At 62.0% G+C, this 17,749-nt stretch carries 18 protein-coding genes; 7 read left to right on the forward strand and 11 right to left on the reverse strand.

The window, feature by feature from the left end; translation table 11 throughout:
* Positions 1 to 167: 167 nt before the first annotated feature.
* A complete protein-coding gene (locus tag CFR80_RS04165) occupies positions 168 to 1,601 on the reverse strand; it encodes an MATE family efflux transporter (protein WP_010513657.1) in 1,434 nt (477 codons plus the stop codon).
* Between the two features lie 517 nt (positions 1,602 to 2,118).
* Here CFR80_RS04165 and CFR80_RS04170 point away from each other — a divergent pair.
* Positions 2,119 to 2,322 (forward strand): hypothetical protein, encoded by a 204-nt coding sequence (locus tag CFR80_RS04170; protein WP_010513656.1) that lies wholly within the window; start codon positions 2,119 to 2,121, stop codon positions 2,320 to 2,322.
* 69 nt (positions 2,323 to 2,391) lie between these two features.
* Here CFR80_RS04170 and CFR80_RS04175 read toward each other — a convergent pair whose 3' ends face one another.
* The 7 genes from CFR80_RS04175 to CFR80_RS04205 all read right to left on the reverse strand — a co-directional run bounded on the left by CFR80_RS04175 (position 2,392) and on the right by CFR80_RS04205 (position 9,412).
* Entirely contained in the window at positions 2,392 to 3,330 is a 939-nt protein-coding gene (locus CFR80_RS04175; protein ID WP_110507110.1) for an electron transfer flavoprotein subunit alpha/FixB family protein, read from the reverse strand.
* Between the two features lie 2 nt (positions 3,331 to 3,332).
* Positions 3,333 to 4,082 (reverse strand): electron transfer flavoprotein subunit beta/FixA family protein, encoded by a 750-nt coding sequence (locus tag CFR80_RS04180; RefSeq protein WP_010513654.1) that lies wholly within the window; start codon positions 4,080 to 4,082, stop codon positions 3,333 to 3,335.
* 71 nt (positions 4,083 to 4,153) lie between these two features.
* Positions 4,154 to 5,794: an electron transfer flavoprotein-ubiquinone oxidoreductase gene (locus CFR80_RS04185; protein WP_010513653.1), complete on the reverse strand. Its 1,641-nt coding sequence runs from the start codon at positions 5,792 to 5,794 to the stop codon at positions 4,154 to 4,156.
* A gap of 155 nt (positions 5,795 to 5,949) precedes the next feature.
* Positions 5,950 to 6,591 (reverse strand): 2OG-Fe(II) oxygenase family protein, encoded by a 642-nt coding sequence (locus CFR80_RS04190; RefSeq protein WP_010513651.1) that lies wholly within the window; start codon positions 6,589 to 6,591, stop codon positions 5,950 to 5,952.
* Positions 6,592 to 6,648: 57 nt separating this feature from the next.
* The gene (hemN, locus tag CFR80_RS04195) at positions 6,649 to 8,016 is read right to left on the reverse strand and encodes an oxygen-independent coproporphyrinogen III oxidase (protein ID WP_110507111.1); all 1,368 of its coding nucleotides are present in this window, start codon (positions 8,014 to 8,016) and stop codon (positions 6,649 to 6,651) included.
* 4 nt (positions 8,017 to 8,020) lie between these two features.
* Entirely contained in the window at positions 8,021 to 8,827 is an 807-nt protein-coding gene (locus tag CFR80_RS04200) for an OmpW/AlkL family protein (RefSeq protein WP_029329342.1), read from the reverse strand.
* Between the two features lie 120 nt (positions 8,828 to 8,947).
* Positions 8,948 to 9,412 (reverse strand): hypothetical protein, encoded by a 465-nt coding sequence (locus CFR80_RS04205; protein ID WP_110507112.1) that lies wholly within the window; start codon positions 9,410 to 9,412, stop codon positions 8,948 to 8,950.
* Between the two features lie 228 nt (positions 9,413 to 9,640).
* On the opposite strand from CFR80_RS04205, the gene CFR80_RS04210 reads away from it, so the two are divergent.
* Positions 9,641 to 10,408 carry a Crp/Fnr family transcriptional regulator gene (locus CFR80_RS04210; RefSeq protein ID WP_010513646.1) on the forward strand — a complete coding sequence of 256 codons (768 nt, stop codon included), beginning with the start codon at positions 9,641 to 9,643 and terminating at the stop codon, positions 10,406 to 10,408.
* On the opposite strand, the gene CFR80_RS04215 is transcribed toward CFR80_RS04210, so the two are convergent.
* The gene (locus CFR80_RS04215) at positions 10,405 to 11,667 is read right to left on the reverse strand and encodes an AI-2E family transporter (protein WP_232275606.1); all 1,263 of its coding nucleotides are present in this window, start codon (positions 11,665 to 11,667) and stop codon (positions 10,405 to 10,407) included. The two genes, CFR80_RS04210 and CFR80_RS04215, sit on opposite strands and share 4 nt — an antisense overlap.
* A gap of 295 nt (positions 11,668 to 11,962) precedes the next feature.
* Between CFR80_RS04215 and pqqA the strand changes: the two genes are divergently transcribed.
* From pqqA to pqqE, 5 genes are read left to right on the forward strand one after another with little or no spacing between them, the layout of a single operon-like run.
* Positions 11,963 to 12,043 (forward strand): pyrroloquinoline quinone precursor peptide PqqA, encoded by an 81-nt coding sequence (gene pqqA, locus CFR80_RS04220; protein ID WP_010508617.1) that lies wholly within the window; start codon positions 11,963 to 11,965, stop codon positions 12,041 to 12,043.
* A gap of 59 nt (positions 12,044 to 12,102) precedes the next feature.
* The gene (gene pqqB, locus CFR80_RS04225) at positions 12,103 to 13,026 is read left to right on the forward strand and encodes a pyrroloquinoline quinone biosynthesis protein PqqB (protein WP_110507113.1); all 924 of its coding nucleotides are present in this window, start codon (positions 12,103 to 12,105) and stop codon (positions 13,024 to 13,026) included.
* Positions 13,023 to 13,760, forward strand: coding sequence for a pyrroloquinoline-quinone synthase PqqC (pqqC, locus tag CFR80_RS04230; protein WP_010513643.1), 738 nt, complete (start codon positions 13,023 to 13,025; stop codon positions 13,758 to 13,760). The genes pqqB and pqqC overlap by 4 nt, the downstream gene beginning before the upstream one ends.
* Positions 13,757 to 14,038 (forward strand): pyrroloquinoline quinone biosynthesis peptide chaperone PqqD, encoded by a 282-nt coding sequence (gene pqqD, locus CFR80_RS04235; RefSeq protein ID WP_010513642.1) that lies wholly within the window; start codon positions 13,757 to 13,759, stop codon positions 14,036 to 14,038. The genes pqqC and pqqD overlap by 4 nt, the downstream gene beginning before the upstream one ends.
* On the forward strand, positions 14,035 to 15,141 hold the full coding sequence (pqqE, locus tag CFR80_RS04240; protein WP_010513641.1) for a pyrroloquinoline quinone biosynthesis protein PqqE: 1,107 nt from the start codon (positions 14,035 to 14,037) through the stop codon (positions 15,139 to 15,141). Before pqqD ends, pqqE begins: the two co-directional genes overlap by 4 nt.
* Here the strand turns inward: pqqE and CFR80_RS04245 are convergent.
* Together CFR80_RS04245 and CFR80_RS04250 are read right to left on the reverse strand one after the other, a co-directional pair.
* Positions 15,122 to 16,798, reverse strand: coding sequence for a stimulus-sensing domain-containing protein (locus CFR80_RS04245; RefSeq protein WP_258367729.1), 1,677 nt, complete (start codon positions 16,796 to 16,798; stop codon positions 15,122 to 15,124). The two genes, pqqE and CFR80_RS04245, sit on opposite strands and share 20 nt — an antisense overlap.
* Before the next feature lie 113 nt (positions 16,799 to 16,911).
* Entirely contained in the window at positions 16,912 to 17,622 is a 711-nt protein-coding gene (locus tag CFR80_RS04250; RefSeq protein ID WP_010513638.1) for a response regulator transcription factor, read from the reverse strand.
* Between the last annotated feature and the right edge of the window lie 127 nt (positions 17,623 to 17,749).

The raw sequence follows: 17,749 nt of genomic DNA on the forward strand, positions 1-17,749 counted from the left end.
AGGTGCCCTGTCTATCGGATTGTGGACATATACTGTTCGACCTCCGCTTGCGATTTCAAAAACAAGAAGTTTTTGGGTGCCGCCTTTTTTCAAAAAAGACGGTGTTACCTGAAGATTCTTGGAAAAAACTTCACCAAAAACGTTTCCAGGATCTGCCAGGCCACGGCTCAGGTGGAATGATCGAGTTCGTCGAGTTCGATCAGCCCCGCCTCGCCCGTCTGCGCGGGGGGAAGATCCGGCATGGCCGGTTCCGTCGCCCTGTCGCCCGGATGCAGCCTGCGGACCACGCCAAAGGCGGTCATGACCGCGCAGGACCCGAATAATACGCACCCCAGCACCTGTCCCACCTGTACTCCGGCGGGACCGAACTGCATGCCAAACCATACGAACGGAATGGTGCCCAGTGTCGCCCGTCCCCAGTTGAACAGGGTCGAATACAGTGGGAAGCCCAGATTGTTGAAGGCGGAATTGGCCACAAACAGCATGCCGATAAAAACGTAACCGGCAATTGTCCAGTTACAGAACAGGTGGATCAGCATGGCCGCCGTGCCCTGCGCCGAAAATACCCGCACCACAATGTCCTGCGCCAGGAACAGAACGGCCCAGGTAATGGCCACACAGCCCGCGACCAGCCACAGGGAGGCCACCAGTGTGTCGCGCACCCGGTCCAGCTTTCCCGCCCCCAGATTCTGCGACATGATCGGCCCCACCGATCCTGTCAGGGCAAAGACGAACGCGAACGCCACCGGCACGATCCGGTCGATGGTCGCCTGCCCCGCAATGGCCGCCAGCCCGAAGCTGGCCATGGCATGAGTGACGAACACGCTGCCCACCGGGGTCGCCAGATTGGTCAGGATGGCAGGCATCGCCACCTGACCCACCAGACGGGTGTCCGCCATGACATGGGTGCGTACCGGCAGTGCCAGCAGCCCGTGCCGACGTGCACAGCGAAAGCCCACCAGTGCTACAGCCAGGCGCGAAAGGATGGTGCTGATCGCAGCCCCCTTCAGCCCCAGCCCCATCACCACGATCAGCAGCGGATCGGCAATGGCCGTGATCATGGCCCCCATCAGGGTCACGTTCATGGAAATGCGCGCTGCCCCGATGGCCCGTAACAGGCCTGAACACCCCATTCCCGCCGCGATCAGCGGCAGCCCGGGCGAGACGATTTCAAGAAAAAGGGTTGCCTGTCGTGCGGCTTCCCCTTTTGCCCCCAGCAGTGCAAGCAGTGGTGTGGCCAGCCATGCCGTGAACAGGCCGATCACCAGGCACGCGCCCATCATGAACATACCGAAGGAAGACGCGACACGTTGCGCCTGCTCCATCTTGCCTGCGCCAATCAGCCGGCCGGTAATGGCCCCGATGCCGATGGACAGGCCGATGGACACGGCAATCTGCACATAGCTGATCACGCCGGAAAACCCGATTGCGGCGGTCAGCGCGGGATCACCCAGCCATGAGATGTAGAAAAGGTTCAGCAGGTCGACAATGAAGACCGCCATAAGCCCGATGGCGCCGGTCCCGGCCATGACCACAACGTGGCGAACGATATGCCCCGTGCAGAAGGTGGCTTTTGGTCGGGTTACGGTATGTCCCCCCATTCGGGTGTCCTGTCTGCTGGCGTTCATATGGTCAGGCCGGAGCTGCCGCGCTCGTGGCGTGCATGATGCGGGGCAATGAAATCTGGCACAAGGGCCATGTGCAGCCGGTCTTTTCGACCGGTCCGAAAAAATATGGGCGCATGCCGTATATATTGTCAGTGCATTGTGCGGTGCAAAATAAACAGATGAATTGTGCAGTGCAAAAAAAGTAAAATTTCATTTTTATTTATATTTATGTTGACCTGTTAAAATAAGCATGTCATACAGAATCACACGAAGCGATCAGGCTTCCATAAAAACAAAGAACATCCGGAAAAAATACCGGAATGGGTGCAGCACCTTCAGTGTCCGCATCCCCCTGGCAGGGTCCCCCGTAACGGGGGGCCCTGTTTTTTTGCGCATGGCATAAAATAATGGGTGCCATCCGTCTTTTACGTATCTTGTCCCGATTGGCTTTCTCTACTGTGGCGTCGGTTCCCACGCTGGTGGAAACCATTCCGTTGAGGGAGGAATACCAATGTCCAGACTGACTGCGGCCGAACGCAATGCCCTGCCGGATTCAGCCTTTGCCCTGCCGGGGCGGCGCTATCCGATACCGGATGCGACCCACGCGCGCGACGCGCTGGCCCGGGCGAGCGAAATGCTGCATCGCGGTGACCTGACACAACAGGAATACGACACCGTGGTTGCCCGCGCCCATGCCGTGCTGGAAAATGAATAGGCACGCATGAAAAAGGGCGCGGAAGTATCCCTCCGCGCCCCTTTTGCGTGCGTATGAAGCGGTCAGGCGTCAGCCTGCCTTGTCCAGTTCCGCTTCAAGCTGCGGCAGGATGGTGAACAGGTCGCCCACGATCCCGTAATCCGCGACCTGGAAGATCGGTGCTTCGGGGTCCTTGTTCACCGCAACGATCACCTTGCTGTCTTTCATCCCGGCCAGATGCTGGATCTGACCCGAAATCCCCATGGCGATATACAGTTCCGGCGCCACGATCTTGCCGGTCTGGCCCACCTGGTATTCGTTGGACACGAAGCCCTTGTCCACCGCTGCGCGCGAAGCGCCGATGGCGGCACCCAGACGGTCGGCCAGCGGTTCCAGCAGCTTGAAGTTTTCTTCGTTCTGCATGCCATTACCGCCCGAAACCACAACGCGGGCGGATTCCAGTTCCGGCCGTTCGGACTTCGACAGTTCGGTGGCGACGAAAGTGGACCCACCCGGACCTGCGGGCAGGGCCACTTCCTCGATCACCGCATTGCCGCCTTCGCTTGCCACCGGATCGAAGGAAGATGCGCGGACCGTGATGATCTTTTTTGCATCCGCCGACTTTACCGTCGCCAGCGCGCTGCCGGCATAGATGGGACGGACAAAGGTATCGGCGTCGTTGATGGCGACGATATCAGGGATCGGCTGCACATCCAGCAGCGCGGCCGTGCGCGGCAGGACGTTCTTCGCCGTAGCAGATGACGCCGCCAGGATATGGCTGTAACCCGACGCCAGATCCGCCAGCAGGGCGGCAACCGGTTCGGCCAGTTCGCTGCTGCCGGTGGTGTCAGTAACCTGCAGTACCTTTTTCACGCCCGGAATGGCGGCGGCGGATTTTGCAGCGGCAGCCGCGTCCGGCCCGGTGACCAGCACATCGACATCGCCCAGCTGGCTGGCGGCCGCAATGGCGGAACGCGAGGCCTGGCGGATCGCCCCGGCTTCATGATCCAGATAAACGAGTACGGTCATGATCAGATCACCTTTGCTTCGTTACGCAGACGCGACACCAGTTCCGCTGCCGAGTCGAGCTTGATCCCCGCCTTGCGTTCAGGCGGTTCGGCAACCGAGATCACGCTCAGTCGCGGCGTCATGTCCACGCCCAGATCGGCAGGCGTGATCTTTTCCATCGGCTTCTTGCGCGCCTTCATGATGTTGGGCAGCGAAGCGTAGCGCGGCTCGTTCAGGCGCAGGTCTGCGGTAATGATGGCCGGCAGCGCCAGCTTTACGGTCTGGGACCCGCCATCAATCTCGCGCGTGACGGTTACCGCGGCATCGGCCACGTCCACCTTGGAGGCAAAGGTCGCCTGCGGGCGGCCCAGCAGGCCCGCCAGCATCTGCCCGGTGGCGTTCATGTCATCATCAATGGCCTGCTTGCCAAGGATGATCAGGTCGGGCTTTTCCTTTTCCACCAGTGCCTTGAGCACCTTGGCCACCGAAAGCGGTTCGGTCACCACATCGGTTTCCACCAGAATGGACCGGTCGGCCCCCATGGCCATGGCCGTGCGCAGCGTGTCCTGCGCCTTGGGCTCACCGATCGAAACCGCGACGATTTCGCTCACCACGCCTTTTTCCTTCAGGCGCACGGCTTCCTCAACCGCGATTTCATCAAACGGATTCATGGACATCTTGACGCCGGCGGTTTCAACACCGGAACCATCGGCTTTCACTCGCGGTTTGATGTTGTAATCAATCACGCGCTTAACGGGTACAAGAACCTTCATTGCATATTTGCCTGTCTGTCTTCGGATAAGGGCAATCGGTGTGGCAGATACATACCGTACCTGCCATATGATTACATCCCGCCGGGATAGTTCGGACCGCCTGCCCCCTCCGGCGTGACCCAGTCGATGTTCTGGGCGGGGTCCTTGATGTCGCAAGTCTTGCAGTGGACGCAGTTCTGCGCGTTGATCTGCAGGTGGGGGTCCGTGCCCTCATCCGCCACTTCATAAACGGCTGCCGGGCAGTACCGGCTTTCGGGGGAGCGGAACACATCCCAGTTCACCGTCTTCCACAGCGACATGTTGCGGACCTTCAGGTGAACCGGCTGGTCTTCTTCATGATTGGTGTTGGACAGGAAGACCGAGGACAGGCGATCGAACGTGATCTTGCCATCGGGCTTTGGATAACTGATCTTTTCCGAAATCGAGGCCGGTTCCAGCACTTCGTTGTCGCTGTGCCGCGTATGCAGCGTCCATGGTGCGCGGCCACGCAGCAGCATGGCGTCGATGCCCGAATACAGCGCGCCGCCCTTCATGCCGAATTTGGCGAAGGCGGGGCGGATGTTGCGTACCGAACGCAGTTCCGTCCACAGCCAGGAATCCCGGATGCGGCGGGTATAGGATCCCGGTTCCACCCGGTCCGTCGCCAGCGCTTCCGCCACGGCTTCCGCCGCCAGCATGCCCGACTTCATGGCCGTGTGGGTGCCTTTGATCTTGGGTACGTTCAGGAAGCCTGCCGTATCGCCAATCAGTGCCCCGCCGGGGAAGGTCAGGCGCGGGATAGACTGGATTCCCCCTTCGGACAGCGCACGCGCGCCATAGGCGATGCGGCGACCGCCCTCGAAATACGGGCGGAAGGCCGGGTGCAGCTTCACGCGCTGCATTTCATCAAACGGGGACAGCCATGTGTTGGGATAGTCCAGTCCCGTGACAAACCCGTAGGACACCAGGTTGTCACCAAAATGGTACATCCACGCCCCGCCATAGGTCCGGTCATCCAGCGGCCAGCCAAAGCTGTGCTGCACCAGTCCGGGGCGATGCATTTCCCTGGGGATTTCCCACAGTTCCTTGATACCCAGCCCGTAGGTCTGCGGGTCCACGCCCTTGCGCAGGTTGTACATCGCCGTGACCTGCTTGGTCAGCGACCCGCGGCAGCCTTCTGCAAACAGCGTGTATTTCGCGCGCAGTTCCATGCCCGGCGCGTAATTGTCGCCTGGCTTGCCATCGCGGCCGATGCCCATGTCCCCGGTGGCGACGCCGGTTACCCGGCCGCTATCGTCCACCAGCACCTCCGCACCCGCGAAACCGGGATAGATCTCGACCCCCAGTTCTTCCGCCCGGCCCGCAAGCCAGCGGCAGAAATCGCCAAGGCTTACGATATGGTTGCCGTGGTTGCTCATGTGCGGCATCACGCGGTCAAGGAACGGGATTTCAAGGCTGCCGTTCCGTGTCAGGTAGAGCATCTGCTCCTCTGTCACGGGCGTGTTCAGCGGGGCCCCTTCCTCGCGCCAGTGCGGCAGGAGTTCCGCAAGCGCACGGGGTTCGATCACGGCACCGGACAGGATATGGGCGCCAATCTCGCTGCCTTTCTCAATCAGGCAGACGCTCGCCTCGGGGGCAACCTGCCGCAGCCGGATCGCCGCCGCCAGCCCCGATGGGCCGCCGCCAACAATAACGACATCGAATTCCATAGTCTCGCGCGGGGTCTCGCTCATACCTCTGTTGTCCTCTTGCGTCATGACCGGGGTGACATGGGATGAATGGGATGAATGGGATTACACTGTATAGCAGTGCTTCCTAGAACCGTTTGGTGCGCGAATAAAGGCTTGTTGCGCATTCCGTTCCTTCGGTCCGTGCAATGGCGGTGCGTTCAGGGTGCTGCCGTCCCGCGGGCCAGTTCGTCCGTTGCCCGCCATTCCGGGCCGACATAGTTGACGATCAGTGTCCTGCGTATGCCCGTCATCGGGCGCGGGACGAAGCCGTGCCATGACCGGGCGGATGGTATGAACAGCAACCCCGAATTGAACATGCCCGAAGCCCGCGCCACGACCGCGCCCGATGCGGTCATGAGGTCGGTGCCCCACTGTGTCGCCTGCGCACCCATGGAAAGTGAGATCACAAGCGTCAGCCGCTTGGCGCCGATATCGGTATGCGGCTCCAGCCAGAAACCATCCGTATCAAGGCATAGTTCAAGGCGCAGGGCCGCGTTTTCAAGATGGGCGTCGCACCTGTCCGCAAAGGCGGCGCGTGTCTGCGTCGTGTCAAACAGGGTTGCCAGATGGTCCAGCGCCGTGTTCGCCGCGCGTTGCGCGGGCGTGATGAACAGCCGTTTCCCGTTGCGTCCCGCCCGCTGGCCACCACTGTCGCCACCTATGAAACGGGCATCTGGCGTCCATGTCACCAGTGCCGCGGCCACCGGCGCGGGCAGTACGTCATAAAGCTGCCAGTGCGGAAAGGGCCACGGCGTAGCCGGCGTGGCGGCAAGGGCTGCGATGACGCAATTCGTTTCCATGGGAAAAGGTTCTGCTGCTCTGGGCCTGCGCTGCCATCGGGGGCGGCGGCCTGTGGGTTACAGGGCGCTGGCGTGGCGGGTGGCACTGTCCGCTGTCAGGTACCGGTCGAAGGCGGCGGCGACGTGGCGCACGAACTGGCGCCCCTTTTCCGTGACCTGTATCTGGCGGCCGGTGATGCGGACCAGCCCATCCGCCACCATGGGAGCCAGATGCGCCAGTTCGGGGACAAAATGGCTGGTGGGCAGGTGATACTGCGCGCAGACCTCCGCCAGATCGACCCGCAGGTCGCACATGACCTGTTCTATGATCGCGGCGCGCACATGATCATCCGCATCCAGCTTCACACCGCGCACGACAGGCAGGCTGTCGGGGCTGTTTCCCATAAGCCGGGCATAGGCGGCGGACGAGACGGCATTTTGCGTCATGCCGCCGGGAAGCGAGGAAATGGCCGATGCCCCCACGCCGATCAGGGCCGGTGCCGTATCGGTGGTATAGCCCTGGAAATTACGGTGCAGCGTGCCGGAGGCCATGGCACGCGCCATGCTGTCGTGCGGGCTGACGTAATGATCCAGGCCCACCGGCAGGAAGCCTTCGTTACGCAGGGTCGCGTCAATCGCCGCGCGCTGGGCAATGCGCGTCTGCGGGCCGGGCAGGTCGCCCACCGGCATCAGGTTCTGGCGCTTCTGTTTCCATGGCACATGCGCATAACCGAAAACTGCCAGACGATCGGGATGCAGGCTGGCCACCGCGCGGGCCGTGCGCGCCACGCCTGCCGTGTCCTGCCGTGGCAGGCCGTAGATCAGGTCGATGTTGATGGAGTTCACCCCCGCATCCCGCAGGGCGGTCAGGCAGTCGCTGGTCTGTTCCCAGCTCTGGATCCGGCCACAGGCGTCCTGCACGTCCGCATCAAGATCCTGCACGCCCATGCTGGCGCGGTTGAACCCGAGTTCATGCAGAAGGGCCGGATAGTCGGGGGGAAGATGCCGGGGATCGACCTCGATGCTGATTTCGGCATCCGGAGCGATATCGAAATCCCGGCGGATGGCCTGCATGACGCGGCGCATGGCGCTGGCCGGGAGTGTCGTGGGCGTGCCACCGCCCCATTGCAGGTGCGTGACCCGGCGGCCGGGGCCGATCAGGGTGATGATGCGGCGCAGTTCCTCATGCAGCAGGGCGGCATAGGCGGCCCGCGCATCCGCATTGCGCAGAACGGCGGTATTGCACCCGCAGAACCGGCACAGCGTGTCACAGAAGGGAACATGCAAATAAAGGGAAACCGGCTGGTCCGCCGGGAGGGAGGACAGCCACGCACGGCTGTCGTCCGGTCCCACCGCATCACTGAACTGCGCTGCGGTGGGGTAACTGGTGTAACGCGGCAGGTTGCCCCCATAACGGGAAAGCAGGGAACTGTCCGCCGCGTTCATGCCATTAGAACCGGTAGGCGATACCGGCGGAAACGACGGTCGGGTCCAGCGAATCGTGGGCCATGACCTTCACGCTTTCGTTGCCATTTTCGGCCCATGCGTGCATGCGCACGAACATCTGCTTCACGTCGAAATTGAAGAACCAGTTGCCAACCAGCTGGTAATCCACACCGGCGTTGATGGACGGACCACCGGTAAAGCCGGAGTTCAGCTTCGTCGTGCCCAGCGCATTGCCAGCAGCGTTCATGTTGTGGAACCACATGAACGTGCCACCCACACCCACATACGGGTTCAGGCGCTTGTGCGGACGGAAGTGCCACGCGACCGTGACCGTCGGCGGCAGCACCCATGCGCTGCCAACATCCAGCTTGCCACCGACATTGGCACCTTCGGCCGCCACTTCATGACGGGTGCTGGTGGCGATCAGGTCCAGCGAGATGTTGTCGGTCACGAAGTATTCGAACGTCAGTTCCGGCATGACCTGGTTGGTGGTCTTGATGCGGGTGCCGCTTACTACGCCATACGGGCTGCCATTGACGCTGGCCCAGACCTTGCTGTCACGATCTTCCGGCAGCACGCCCACGGCGGACAGGCGGATCATGAAGTCACCCTTGCCCAGGCCGATCTTGGTGGTCGCGCAGGTCTGGAAGATGCCGCAGTGGCCGTTACGGGGCTGTGCCACGGCCACGGGCTGTGCCAGCGGTGCATTGACGTAGGTGGAGGGTGCTGTCGTCTGCGCATGGACCGCGACAGGTGCCAGTGCCGTGGCGCCCAGTGCAGCCGACATGGCGAGTTTACGAATGTTCTTCATCGTGAGCAGACCCTAGTTTCATTCCGGCTGGCATGCAGACGGGATCGTTAAGAATGTTCAATTTGATTTGTTAGGTGCAGAAATCACGCTCACCTAGCATTCGGCTTTGATATGAATCAATCAGGACGGGTGAACTATTTCCTTATTACGGTCCAGCCTGACTGTTCTTTTGGTAATGTGGCTTGTGGAACACAGTTTCCGGACCGGGCTGTCCTGATTTATCGCCCGGTTACTATAGGAAAACATGCGTATTGCATCGCATCCCAGTTCGCGTGCCAGTGTTTCCATGGCCGGGATCAGCGCATCCACGATCTTCTGCCGCTGGGTATAGGACAGGGTGATGATGTAATCCGATGTCAGCGTATCACCCGAATACAGGTCGAACCCCCGGCGGAAGGTAGCCATGGCGCAGGGTGGCCGGGCAATGCCGTAATGGGCGACCAGAATCCCTTCCCGCACGCGGGGGCCGGACCGGGCCAGCCTGCGTCCGATGCGTATCCAGTCCTGCATGGAGATATGCGGCAGGGCGATCCTGATCAACGGATAGAGCAACGGGACATCTGCAGGGTCCAGTCGTCGGACCATAGGCGGGGGGACGGCCTGCACGCGTCGGATTTTCCTCGGGCTGGAGGTTTTTATTGGTTACAGGCCTGTTTACCTGATATTTCGCGGCGGAACGCATTGATTTACATCAATCCATCGGCCATACTCCCCACATCTTGGCAAATGCATTAGTGTATTTCTAGGGAGCCAGGCATGTCCGGTTACTTCGGCGCCGGAACGCAGGCGCCTGAAAGTGATTAGGAATAATTTATGTCGGATATGCCTTCGTGTCAGTTTGAATCGAGGCCTCGGCGTATCGTCATCGGGTCGTCCGGCGTGCAGACGGATTTCTGCACGACGTGCAGCGTCCGCCCCACCAGCGTGTGCAGCGTGATCGGACCGGATGACATTTCCCGCCTGTCGGATGCGGCGGTGGAAACCATTATCCCCCCCGGTCGTGGTTTTATCGAGGAAGGCGCGCCGGCCACCGACTTTTTCAACGTCACGTCCGGCACGGTCAAGCTGTTCAAGGCATTGCCTGATGGGCGGCGGCAGATCACGGGTTTTGCCTCGCCCGGGCATTTCCTCGGGCTTGCGGTGTCGGACAATTACGCCTTTGGCGCGGAAGCGGTCGATACCGTGCGGGTCTGCCGTTTTTCACGCGACAAGATGGCCGACCTGCTGGATGATTTTCCCAAGCTGGAACGCCGCCTGCTGGAAGAAGCATCCAACGAACTTGTCGCCGCCCAGAACCAGATGCTGCTGCTCGGGCGCAAGACCGCGCGCGAACGCGTGGCCAGCTTCCTGCTGGATCAGATGCATGCAAGCCAGCTGCCCGGTCACGAAAGTAATGGCGGCCGACTGCACCTGCCCATGACGCGTGGTGATATTGCCGATTACCTTGGCCTGACCATCGAAACCGTCAGCCGCACGCTTAGCTGGATGCGTAGCCAGGGCATGATCGAGGTGGGCAAGGGCTATGCCATCACCATCGTGTCGGCGGCGAAGCTTGACGTGCTGGCGGCGGGCAATACCTAGTCATCCTGTCCCGCCTGCCTGTCATCAGGCGGATCGGGTGCATCCGTAAACAGCGGTTTGGGCGGGGTCGTGCGTGCAGGTCCCCCCACGATATGGCCGATCGGAGTCAGGATCTCGACATGGTCGCAGATGATCTTGAACACCGCCAGCAGGGGCACCGACAGGAACGCCCCGAAAATGCCCCACAGCCAGTCCCAGAACATCAGTGACGCCATGACCAGAACCGGGTTGAGCGTGAACCGCCGCGCCAGCACCATGGGGGTGATCGTTTCCCCTTCCGTCAGGTGGATGCACAGATAGATGGCGGGTGGCAGCAGTGCCTGCCATGCGGACGGGTAAACGAACAGTCCCACAAGGAAATAGATGATGATCCCCATCATCGGTCCGATAATGGGAATGTAGTTCAGCAGGAACGCCATCACCCCCCACAGCAGCGGGTTGGGCATGCCCAGCAGCCAGCACTGCGCCATGTTCACCAGCCCGACGAGGCTGTTGATGATGGTGATGGTGGCCAGATACTGTGAAACGTTCCGTTCGATCTGGTAGGCGATCTGTACCGTGCGCCGTTTGTCGGCGAAGGTCGGCATGATCTCCACAAAGCGGCGCAGCAGGCTGTCCCCCTGCGCCAGCAGGAAGAACAGCATCAGGATCATGGTGAAGAACTGACCCATGAAGGCCTGCGTGCCCAGCAGGATGGACGAACTGAACCGGTCCAGGCCGCCCGTGCTGGGGGTTGATACCACAATGACATGGCCATCGGCCGTATCGGTCACGGCGGCCGGGTGGTCCACATGGCCGCCTGCGATGGTCATGAAATTGTGGATACGGTCGGATGCGCTGGTCAGGAGCTGGAACGGACCGCGCAGGAAGGCAAGGCGTTCCTGCAGCGTATTGATCGCCTCGGGTGCGCGTTCCAGCCAGCCGGTGGCGGGAACGGAAATGGCGGTCCCCACCGCGCCGACAATGCCGAACACACACAGGATCAGGCACAGGGCCGCCAGCGGCTTGGGCAGGCGCAGCCGTGTGTGCAGGAAGCGCAGCGGCGTGGACAGCAGCAGGTTCACCACCAGCGCCAGGATCATGGGCAGGATGATGGCGGACGCGAAATACAGGGTATAGAAAACCGCCAGCACGCTCAGCAGCAGAAGGCAGGCGGTGCGCGTGTCGATGCGGCTGTGGCGCATGACCTCGATGGCGCGCTGCTGCTGCACCTGTTCATAAGATGGCTGCTGTGGGGGTGGCTCTGTCTCGGGCGGCATGATCAGGTCCTGAGGTGGTGCTGGCGTGGCCCCAACGGCTGTGGTGTTTCCTGTGGCCGCTTAATTCGTATCGTACCAATCCGTTCCTTATGGCGGCATATGGGGGGCAGGACCAAGGTTTTTGGCACATTCCCGCTACGCAACCATTGCAGGGGGTGATGGTGCGTACACGCTAACGTGAATTTTTGGGCCCCATATGGCGGGAGACGGTACTTGAAAGCAGGATTGGACAGGGGTCAAATACCCCAAGACGAAGGCCTGCCGCCTTCTGGAACTGCAATCAATGGAGAGTCCCATGGCCTGGAATACCCCCAAGATCGTTGAAGTCCCCCTGGGTGCCGAGATCAACAGCTACGTCTGCGGCGAAAAGAAGTAAGATGGAAACATCGCCGCCTGTCTCGCACAGGCGGCGATTTTCTTTTACAGTCTGCGTCCATGATCGACATTATCGTTCTCGGCGCGGCGGCGGGTGGCGGATTTCCACAATGGAATTCCAACGCTCCCGGTTGCAGGCGGGCCAGGGCCGGCGATCCGGCAGCCCTGCCCCGCACACAGGCTTCCATCGCCATAAGTGGGGATGGAAAGAACTGGTTCGTGGTCAATGCCTCCCCCGACCTGCGGGCCCAGATAAACCAGACCCCGGCCCTGCACCCCAGCGAAGGCCTGCGGTCCACGCCCATCGCCGGTGTCATCCTGACGGGCGGCGAGGTGGATACCATCACCGGCCTGCTGACCCTGCGCGAACGTCAGCCCTTTACCCTGCTGGCAACACCCGAAGTGCTGTCCATGCTGGACGCCAATCCCATTTTTGAAGCCCTGAACCGCGCGGTCGTGACCCGCACGCCTATGGGACTCGATCAGTCGCTGGCGCTGAAGCTGGGTGACGGCACGCCAGCCGGGCTGACCATCGTACCGTTCGCGGTGCCGGGCAAGGTGCCGCTTTATGCCGAGTCCGGGCCGGACCCGGCGGCAATCTGTGAAAATGGCGAAACGGTCGGGCTGGAAATATCCGACGGGCAGCATCGTGTCTGTTTCGTGCCCGGCTGCGCGCGCATGACCGACAACCTGCGCGTGCGCCTGCGTGGGGCGGATGCCGTGTTCTTTGATGGCACGCTATGGGTTGATGACGAGATGGTCCGCGCGGGACTGGGTGAGAAAACCGGTCGCCGCATGGGCCATATGTCCATTGATGGCATGGACGGCACCATTGCTGCCCTGCGTGACCTGAGCATCAAACGCAAGATTTTCATACATATCAACAATTCCAACCCTGTCCTTCTGGCGGATTCGCCCGAACGCGCCGCCGTCGAGGCCGCAGGGTGGGAAGTCTCCCACGACGGGATGAGGATTACGGCATGAGCGCACCCCTGCTTTCCCCCGATGAACTGGAAGCCGCACTGCGCGCCATCGGGGCGGAACGCTATCACAACCTGCACCCCTTCCACCGTGCGCTGCATGACGGGCGGCTGAAGCGCGGGCAGGTGCAGGCATGGGCGCTGAACCGCTATTATTACCAGGCCAGCATCCCGGCCAAGGACGCAACGCTGCTTGCCCGCCTGCCCACGGCGGAACTGCGGCGTGAATGGCGCAGGCGGCTGGTGGACCATGATGGTGATGCACCGGGCACGGGCGGCGTGGCACGCTGGCTGAAGCTGACCGACGGGCTGGGGCTGGACCGTGCCTATGTCGAATCGCTCGAAGGGCTGCTGCCCGCCACGCGGTTCGCGGTGGATGCCTATGTGGCGTTCGTGCGCGACCGGTCCATTCTTGAAGCCATTGCTTCATCACTGACCGAACTGTTCTCGCCCACCATCATCAGTGAGCGGGTCGCGGGCATGCTGCGGCATTATGATTTCATTACGCCCGAAACGCTAGCCTACTTCCAGCCGCGTCTGACGCAGGCCCCGCGTGATTCCGATTTCGCGCTGGGTTACGTGAAGGAAAATGCCCGCACGCCCGAACAGCAGCAGGCGGTACTGGGCGCGCTGAAGTTCAAGTGTGGCGTATTGTGGGCCATGCTGGATGAACTGGAATACGCCTATGTCAATCCCGGCCGCATTCCCCCCGGCGCGTTCCGCCCGGATGTGGCATGACCACAGGTCTTACGGATGACAGCGTTATCCGTTTCGCGCGCGGGGTCCGGCTACAGCATGACCGCGTGCGTGAACGGTGGATCATCCAGGCTCCCGAACGCGCCTTCATCCCCGATCCCATCGCGGCGGAGGTGCTGAAACTGGTTGATGGCACGCGTACGCTGGGTCAGATCGTGGCGGATCTGGCCAACCGTTTCGCGGCCCCGGTTGATGTGATCGGCCGCGATGTCCATGTCATGGTCAGTGACCTTATGACGCGGCAGGTGCTGGTGGCATGACAGAAACCATCCTTTCCCCCATGAGCCTTCTGGCGGAACTGACGCATCGCTGCCCGTTGCAGTGCCCGTACTGTTCCAACCCGCTGGCGCTGGAACCGCGCCGCAACGAACTGTCCACGCAGGACTGGATCAGCGTGCTGGACCAGGCCGCGGAAATGGGCGTGCTGCAGGTCCATTTCTCGGGCGGGGAACCGATGAGCCGCCCGGACCTGCCCGACCTGATCCGTCATGCGGTGGGGCTGGGTCTTTACACCAACCTCATTACCTCTGGCGTGCTGCTGAACGAAAAGACCTTTCCCGTGCTGGTGGATGCCGGGCTGGATCATGTCCAGCTGTCCTTTCAGGATATCGATACCGCCAATGCCGAACATGTGGGCGGCATGAAGGGCGCGCAGGCGCGCAAGCTGGAAGCTGCACGTCTGATTGCGGCGGATGGCATGCCACTGACGCTGAACTTCGTCATATACCGCGAAAATGCCGACCGCGTGCCACAGATGCTGGATGCGGCGGTGGAAATGGGCGCGCGCCGGGTCGAGATCGCGCATACGCAGTATTATGGCTGGGGGCTGGCCAATCGCGAGGCCCTCATGCCCACGGCGGCACAGCTTGAACAGACCACGCAGGCAGTGGAAGCCGCGCGTCAGAAATACGCCGGCCGCCTGACCATAGATTACGTCACGCCCGATTATTATGCCGACCGTCCCAAACCCTGCATGGGGGGCTGGGGGCGTCGGTTCATCAATATCTCGCCCTCGGGCCGGGTGCTGCCCTGCCATGCGGCCGAAACGATCCCCAATGTCGCCTTTCCCGATGTGCGGCATGATACGCTTGCACATATCTGGCGCGACTCCCCGCTGTTCACCATGTTCCGGGGTACGGACTGGATGCCCCAGCCGTGTCGCAGCTGTGACCAGCGGGAAAAGGACTGGGGAGGCTGCCGCTGTCAGGCGCTTGCGCTGGCGGGGAATGCCGCGGCGACCGATCCCGTATGCAGCCGGGCACCCGATCATGACCGTGTCGTCCGGGTGCTGGAAACCCTGCCTGCCGAACCGCCACCATTCCGCTACCGCCGGTATGCCCGCGCTACGGATGAGGTCGGCTGACCTCCGGCTTCACATCCACCCGCGGCAGGCAGATCACGAAGCGCGCACCCTGGACATGGCCATCGGCGTCGATGCGGTTTTCGGCACTGATGGTGCCGCGCAGGGCTTCGATGATCTGCTTGCTGATGGACAGGCCAAGACCCGAGTGCTGCCCGAAATTCTCGCTGCTGGGGCGTTCCGAATAAAAACGGTCGAAAATATTGTCCAGCTTGGCCTGCGGAATGCCCGGTCCTTCATCACTGACCGCGATTTCGACCATGCCGCCTGCCGGCACCGCGCTCAGCAGGATCTTGCCATCGGGCGGGGAAAAGGAAATCGCGTTGCCGATCAGGTTGCGCAGGACCTGCACCAGCCTGTCTTCCACCGCAAGGACGGTCAGCCGCCGTTCGGGACTGTCGCCGCTGCTGGCCACCGCCATGTAGGGCTGTCCCGGCTGGCGGGTGGTCTGGTGTATTTCCACCAGTACCGACAGCAGCGGCACTATGGCCACCGGTTCCGCGCGCGCGCGCGACAGTTCGGCATCCACACGGCTGGCGTCGGCAATGTCGGTAATCAGGCGGTCGAGTCGGCGCACGTCATCGTTGATGATCGACAGCAGCCGCTGCTGGCGTACGGGGTCGTCGATGCGCAGCAGGCTTTCGATGGCCGAGCGGATGGAGGACAGTGGGTTCTTGATTTCATGGCTGACATCGGCAGCAAACCGTTCGATGGCGTCCATCCGGGCCCATAGCGCGCTGGCGCTGTCCTGAAGCGCGCGGGCGACTTCGCCGATTTCATCGCGTCGCGCCAGCAGGCGTTCGGGCACCACGTCCGTACGGCTGGAGGATTCGCGCATGGTATGGGCGGATGCCGCCAGTCGCAGCAGTGGGCGCGCGATGGTCAGTGACAGGTACCATGACAGCAGGATGGTCAGCGCCAGCGCCATGAGGAACAGCGACAGGATGGACGACCGCACGGCAAACAGCGAACGGTCCACGTCACGTGCTTCCCGCGTAAGCTGAATGATGCCCACCGTTGTCCGCCCGTCATGCATGACGGGTTCGGCCACCGTAACCATAAGCTGGTGGTTGGCGTTACGGCGGATATAGGGCGGTATTTCCATGACCCGCGTGCCATCCGGCTGGGTCACTGGCTGGATGGAAGGATCGGAATCCGGCGTGTCCAGCGTCATGATCCGCTCACCCGACAGGGTGGGCAGCTGTGCCAGGAGCCAGTTGTACAGCCGTTCGCCCATGTTGACCGACGGGGGATACAGCGGGGAATGCTCATCCTCCTCCGCCGCGGGGGGCACAGGGGGGCTGGCGGTATTGCCGTGGCGACCGGCCTGTTCCACGCGACTGTCCGCCACGATCTGCCCGTCGGGGGCGAACAGGCGGGCATGTGCGCTGGGGCTTGGTTCGGTCAGGCGCAGCAGCAGCGGGCGGGCAAGATTGGGTTCGAGCGTCACGTCATGGCGCGAGACGATGACAGCACTCTGTCCCAGCGCGCCGGCATAGATGCAGGCCTGTTCACGCAGCGCCGAAACCTCGGCTTCCAGCAGGCTGTTCTGGAACTGCGTCAGGTACAGCAGCGTCAGCGCCAGCAGCCCCAGCGGCAGCGTATTGACCAGCAGGATGCGCCGCATGAGCGGCGAAACCAGCCGGGTGCGGTATTCCATGAATTCCGCGACCGCGTTCCTGCCCTCCCCGCTCCACCGGCGCGGGATCAGGCGGCGCAGGGGGGTAAGGACAGCCGGGGGCAGGGAAAGAACGGGACGCGGCACCGGCTGGGTCATTCTTCCTTGTAACGGTAGCCGATTCCGTACAGGGTCTCGATCTGGTTGAATTCCTCATCGACCTGGCGGAATTTCTTGCGCACGCGCTTGATATGGCTGTCGATCGTGCGGTCATCGACATAGATGTTCTCGCCATATGCCGCGTCAATCAGCTGGTCACGTGACTTGACCAGGCCGGGACGTGCGGCAAGCGCCTTGACCAGCAGGAATTCGGTAACCGTAAGCTGGATATCGCGGCCATGCCACAGGCACTGGTGCCGCGTTTCATCCAGCGACAGCCCGCCCCGTACCATGGTGCCGGTGGGGCTTACGCCTGCAGCCTCGCTGCGGCTGACCTCGTTGCGGCGCAGCAGCGCACGGATGCGTTCCAGCAGCAGGCGCTGGGAAAAGGGCTTGGTGATGTAGTCATCCGCCCCCAGCCGCAGGCCCATCAGCTGGTCGACCTCCTCATCCTTGGAAGACAGGAAAATGATCGGCAGTTGCGAGCGCGCGCGCAGGCGCTGCAGCAGTTCCATCCCGTCCATGCGCGGCATCTTGATATCCAGCACCGCCAGATCCGCCGGCCGTGACGACAGACCGTGCAGCGCACTTTCGCCATCGGTATAGGTGCGGACAATGAATCCCTCCGCCTCCAGCGTCATCTGCACGGAGGTCAGGATGTTCCTGTCATCATCAACCAGCACGATCGTCTGTTTCGTTGGCTCCATGGGGGGTCTCTTTTCGCTCCTCTGCCGATGCGGGCATGGCCGCCGGTTCTTGTCCGGCGCACGTATGTAGCATAGCGTCATATTCACCCGCATGTCATGAGGGGATGCGGGTATCCTGCTTCACTGG

Source organism: Komagataeibacter oboediens (assembly GCF_003207815.1).
Classification (GTDB): domain Bacteria; phylum Pseudomonadota; class Alphaproteobacteria; order Acetobacterales; family Acetobacteraceae; genus Komagataeibacter; species Komagataeibacter oboediens.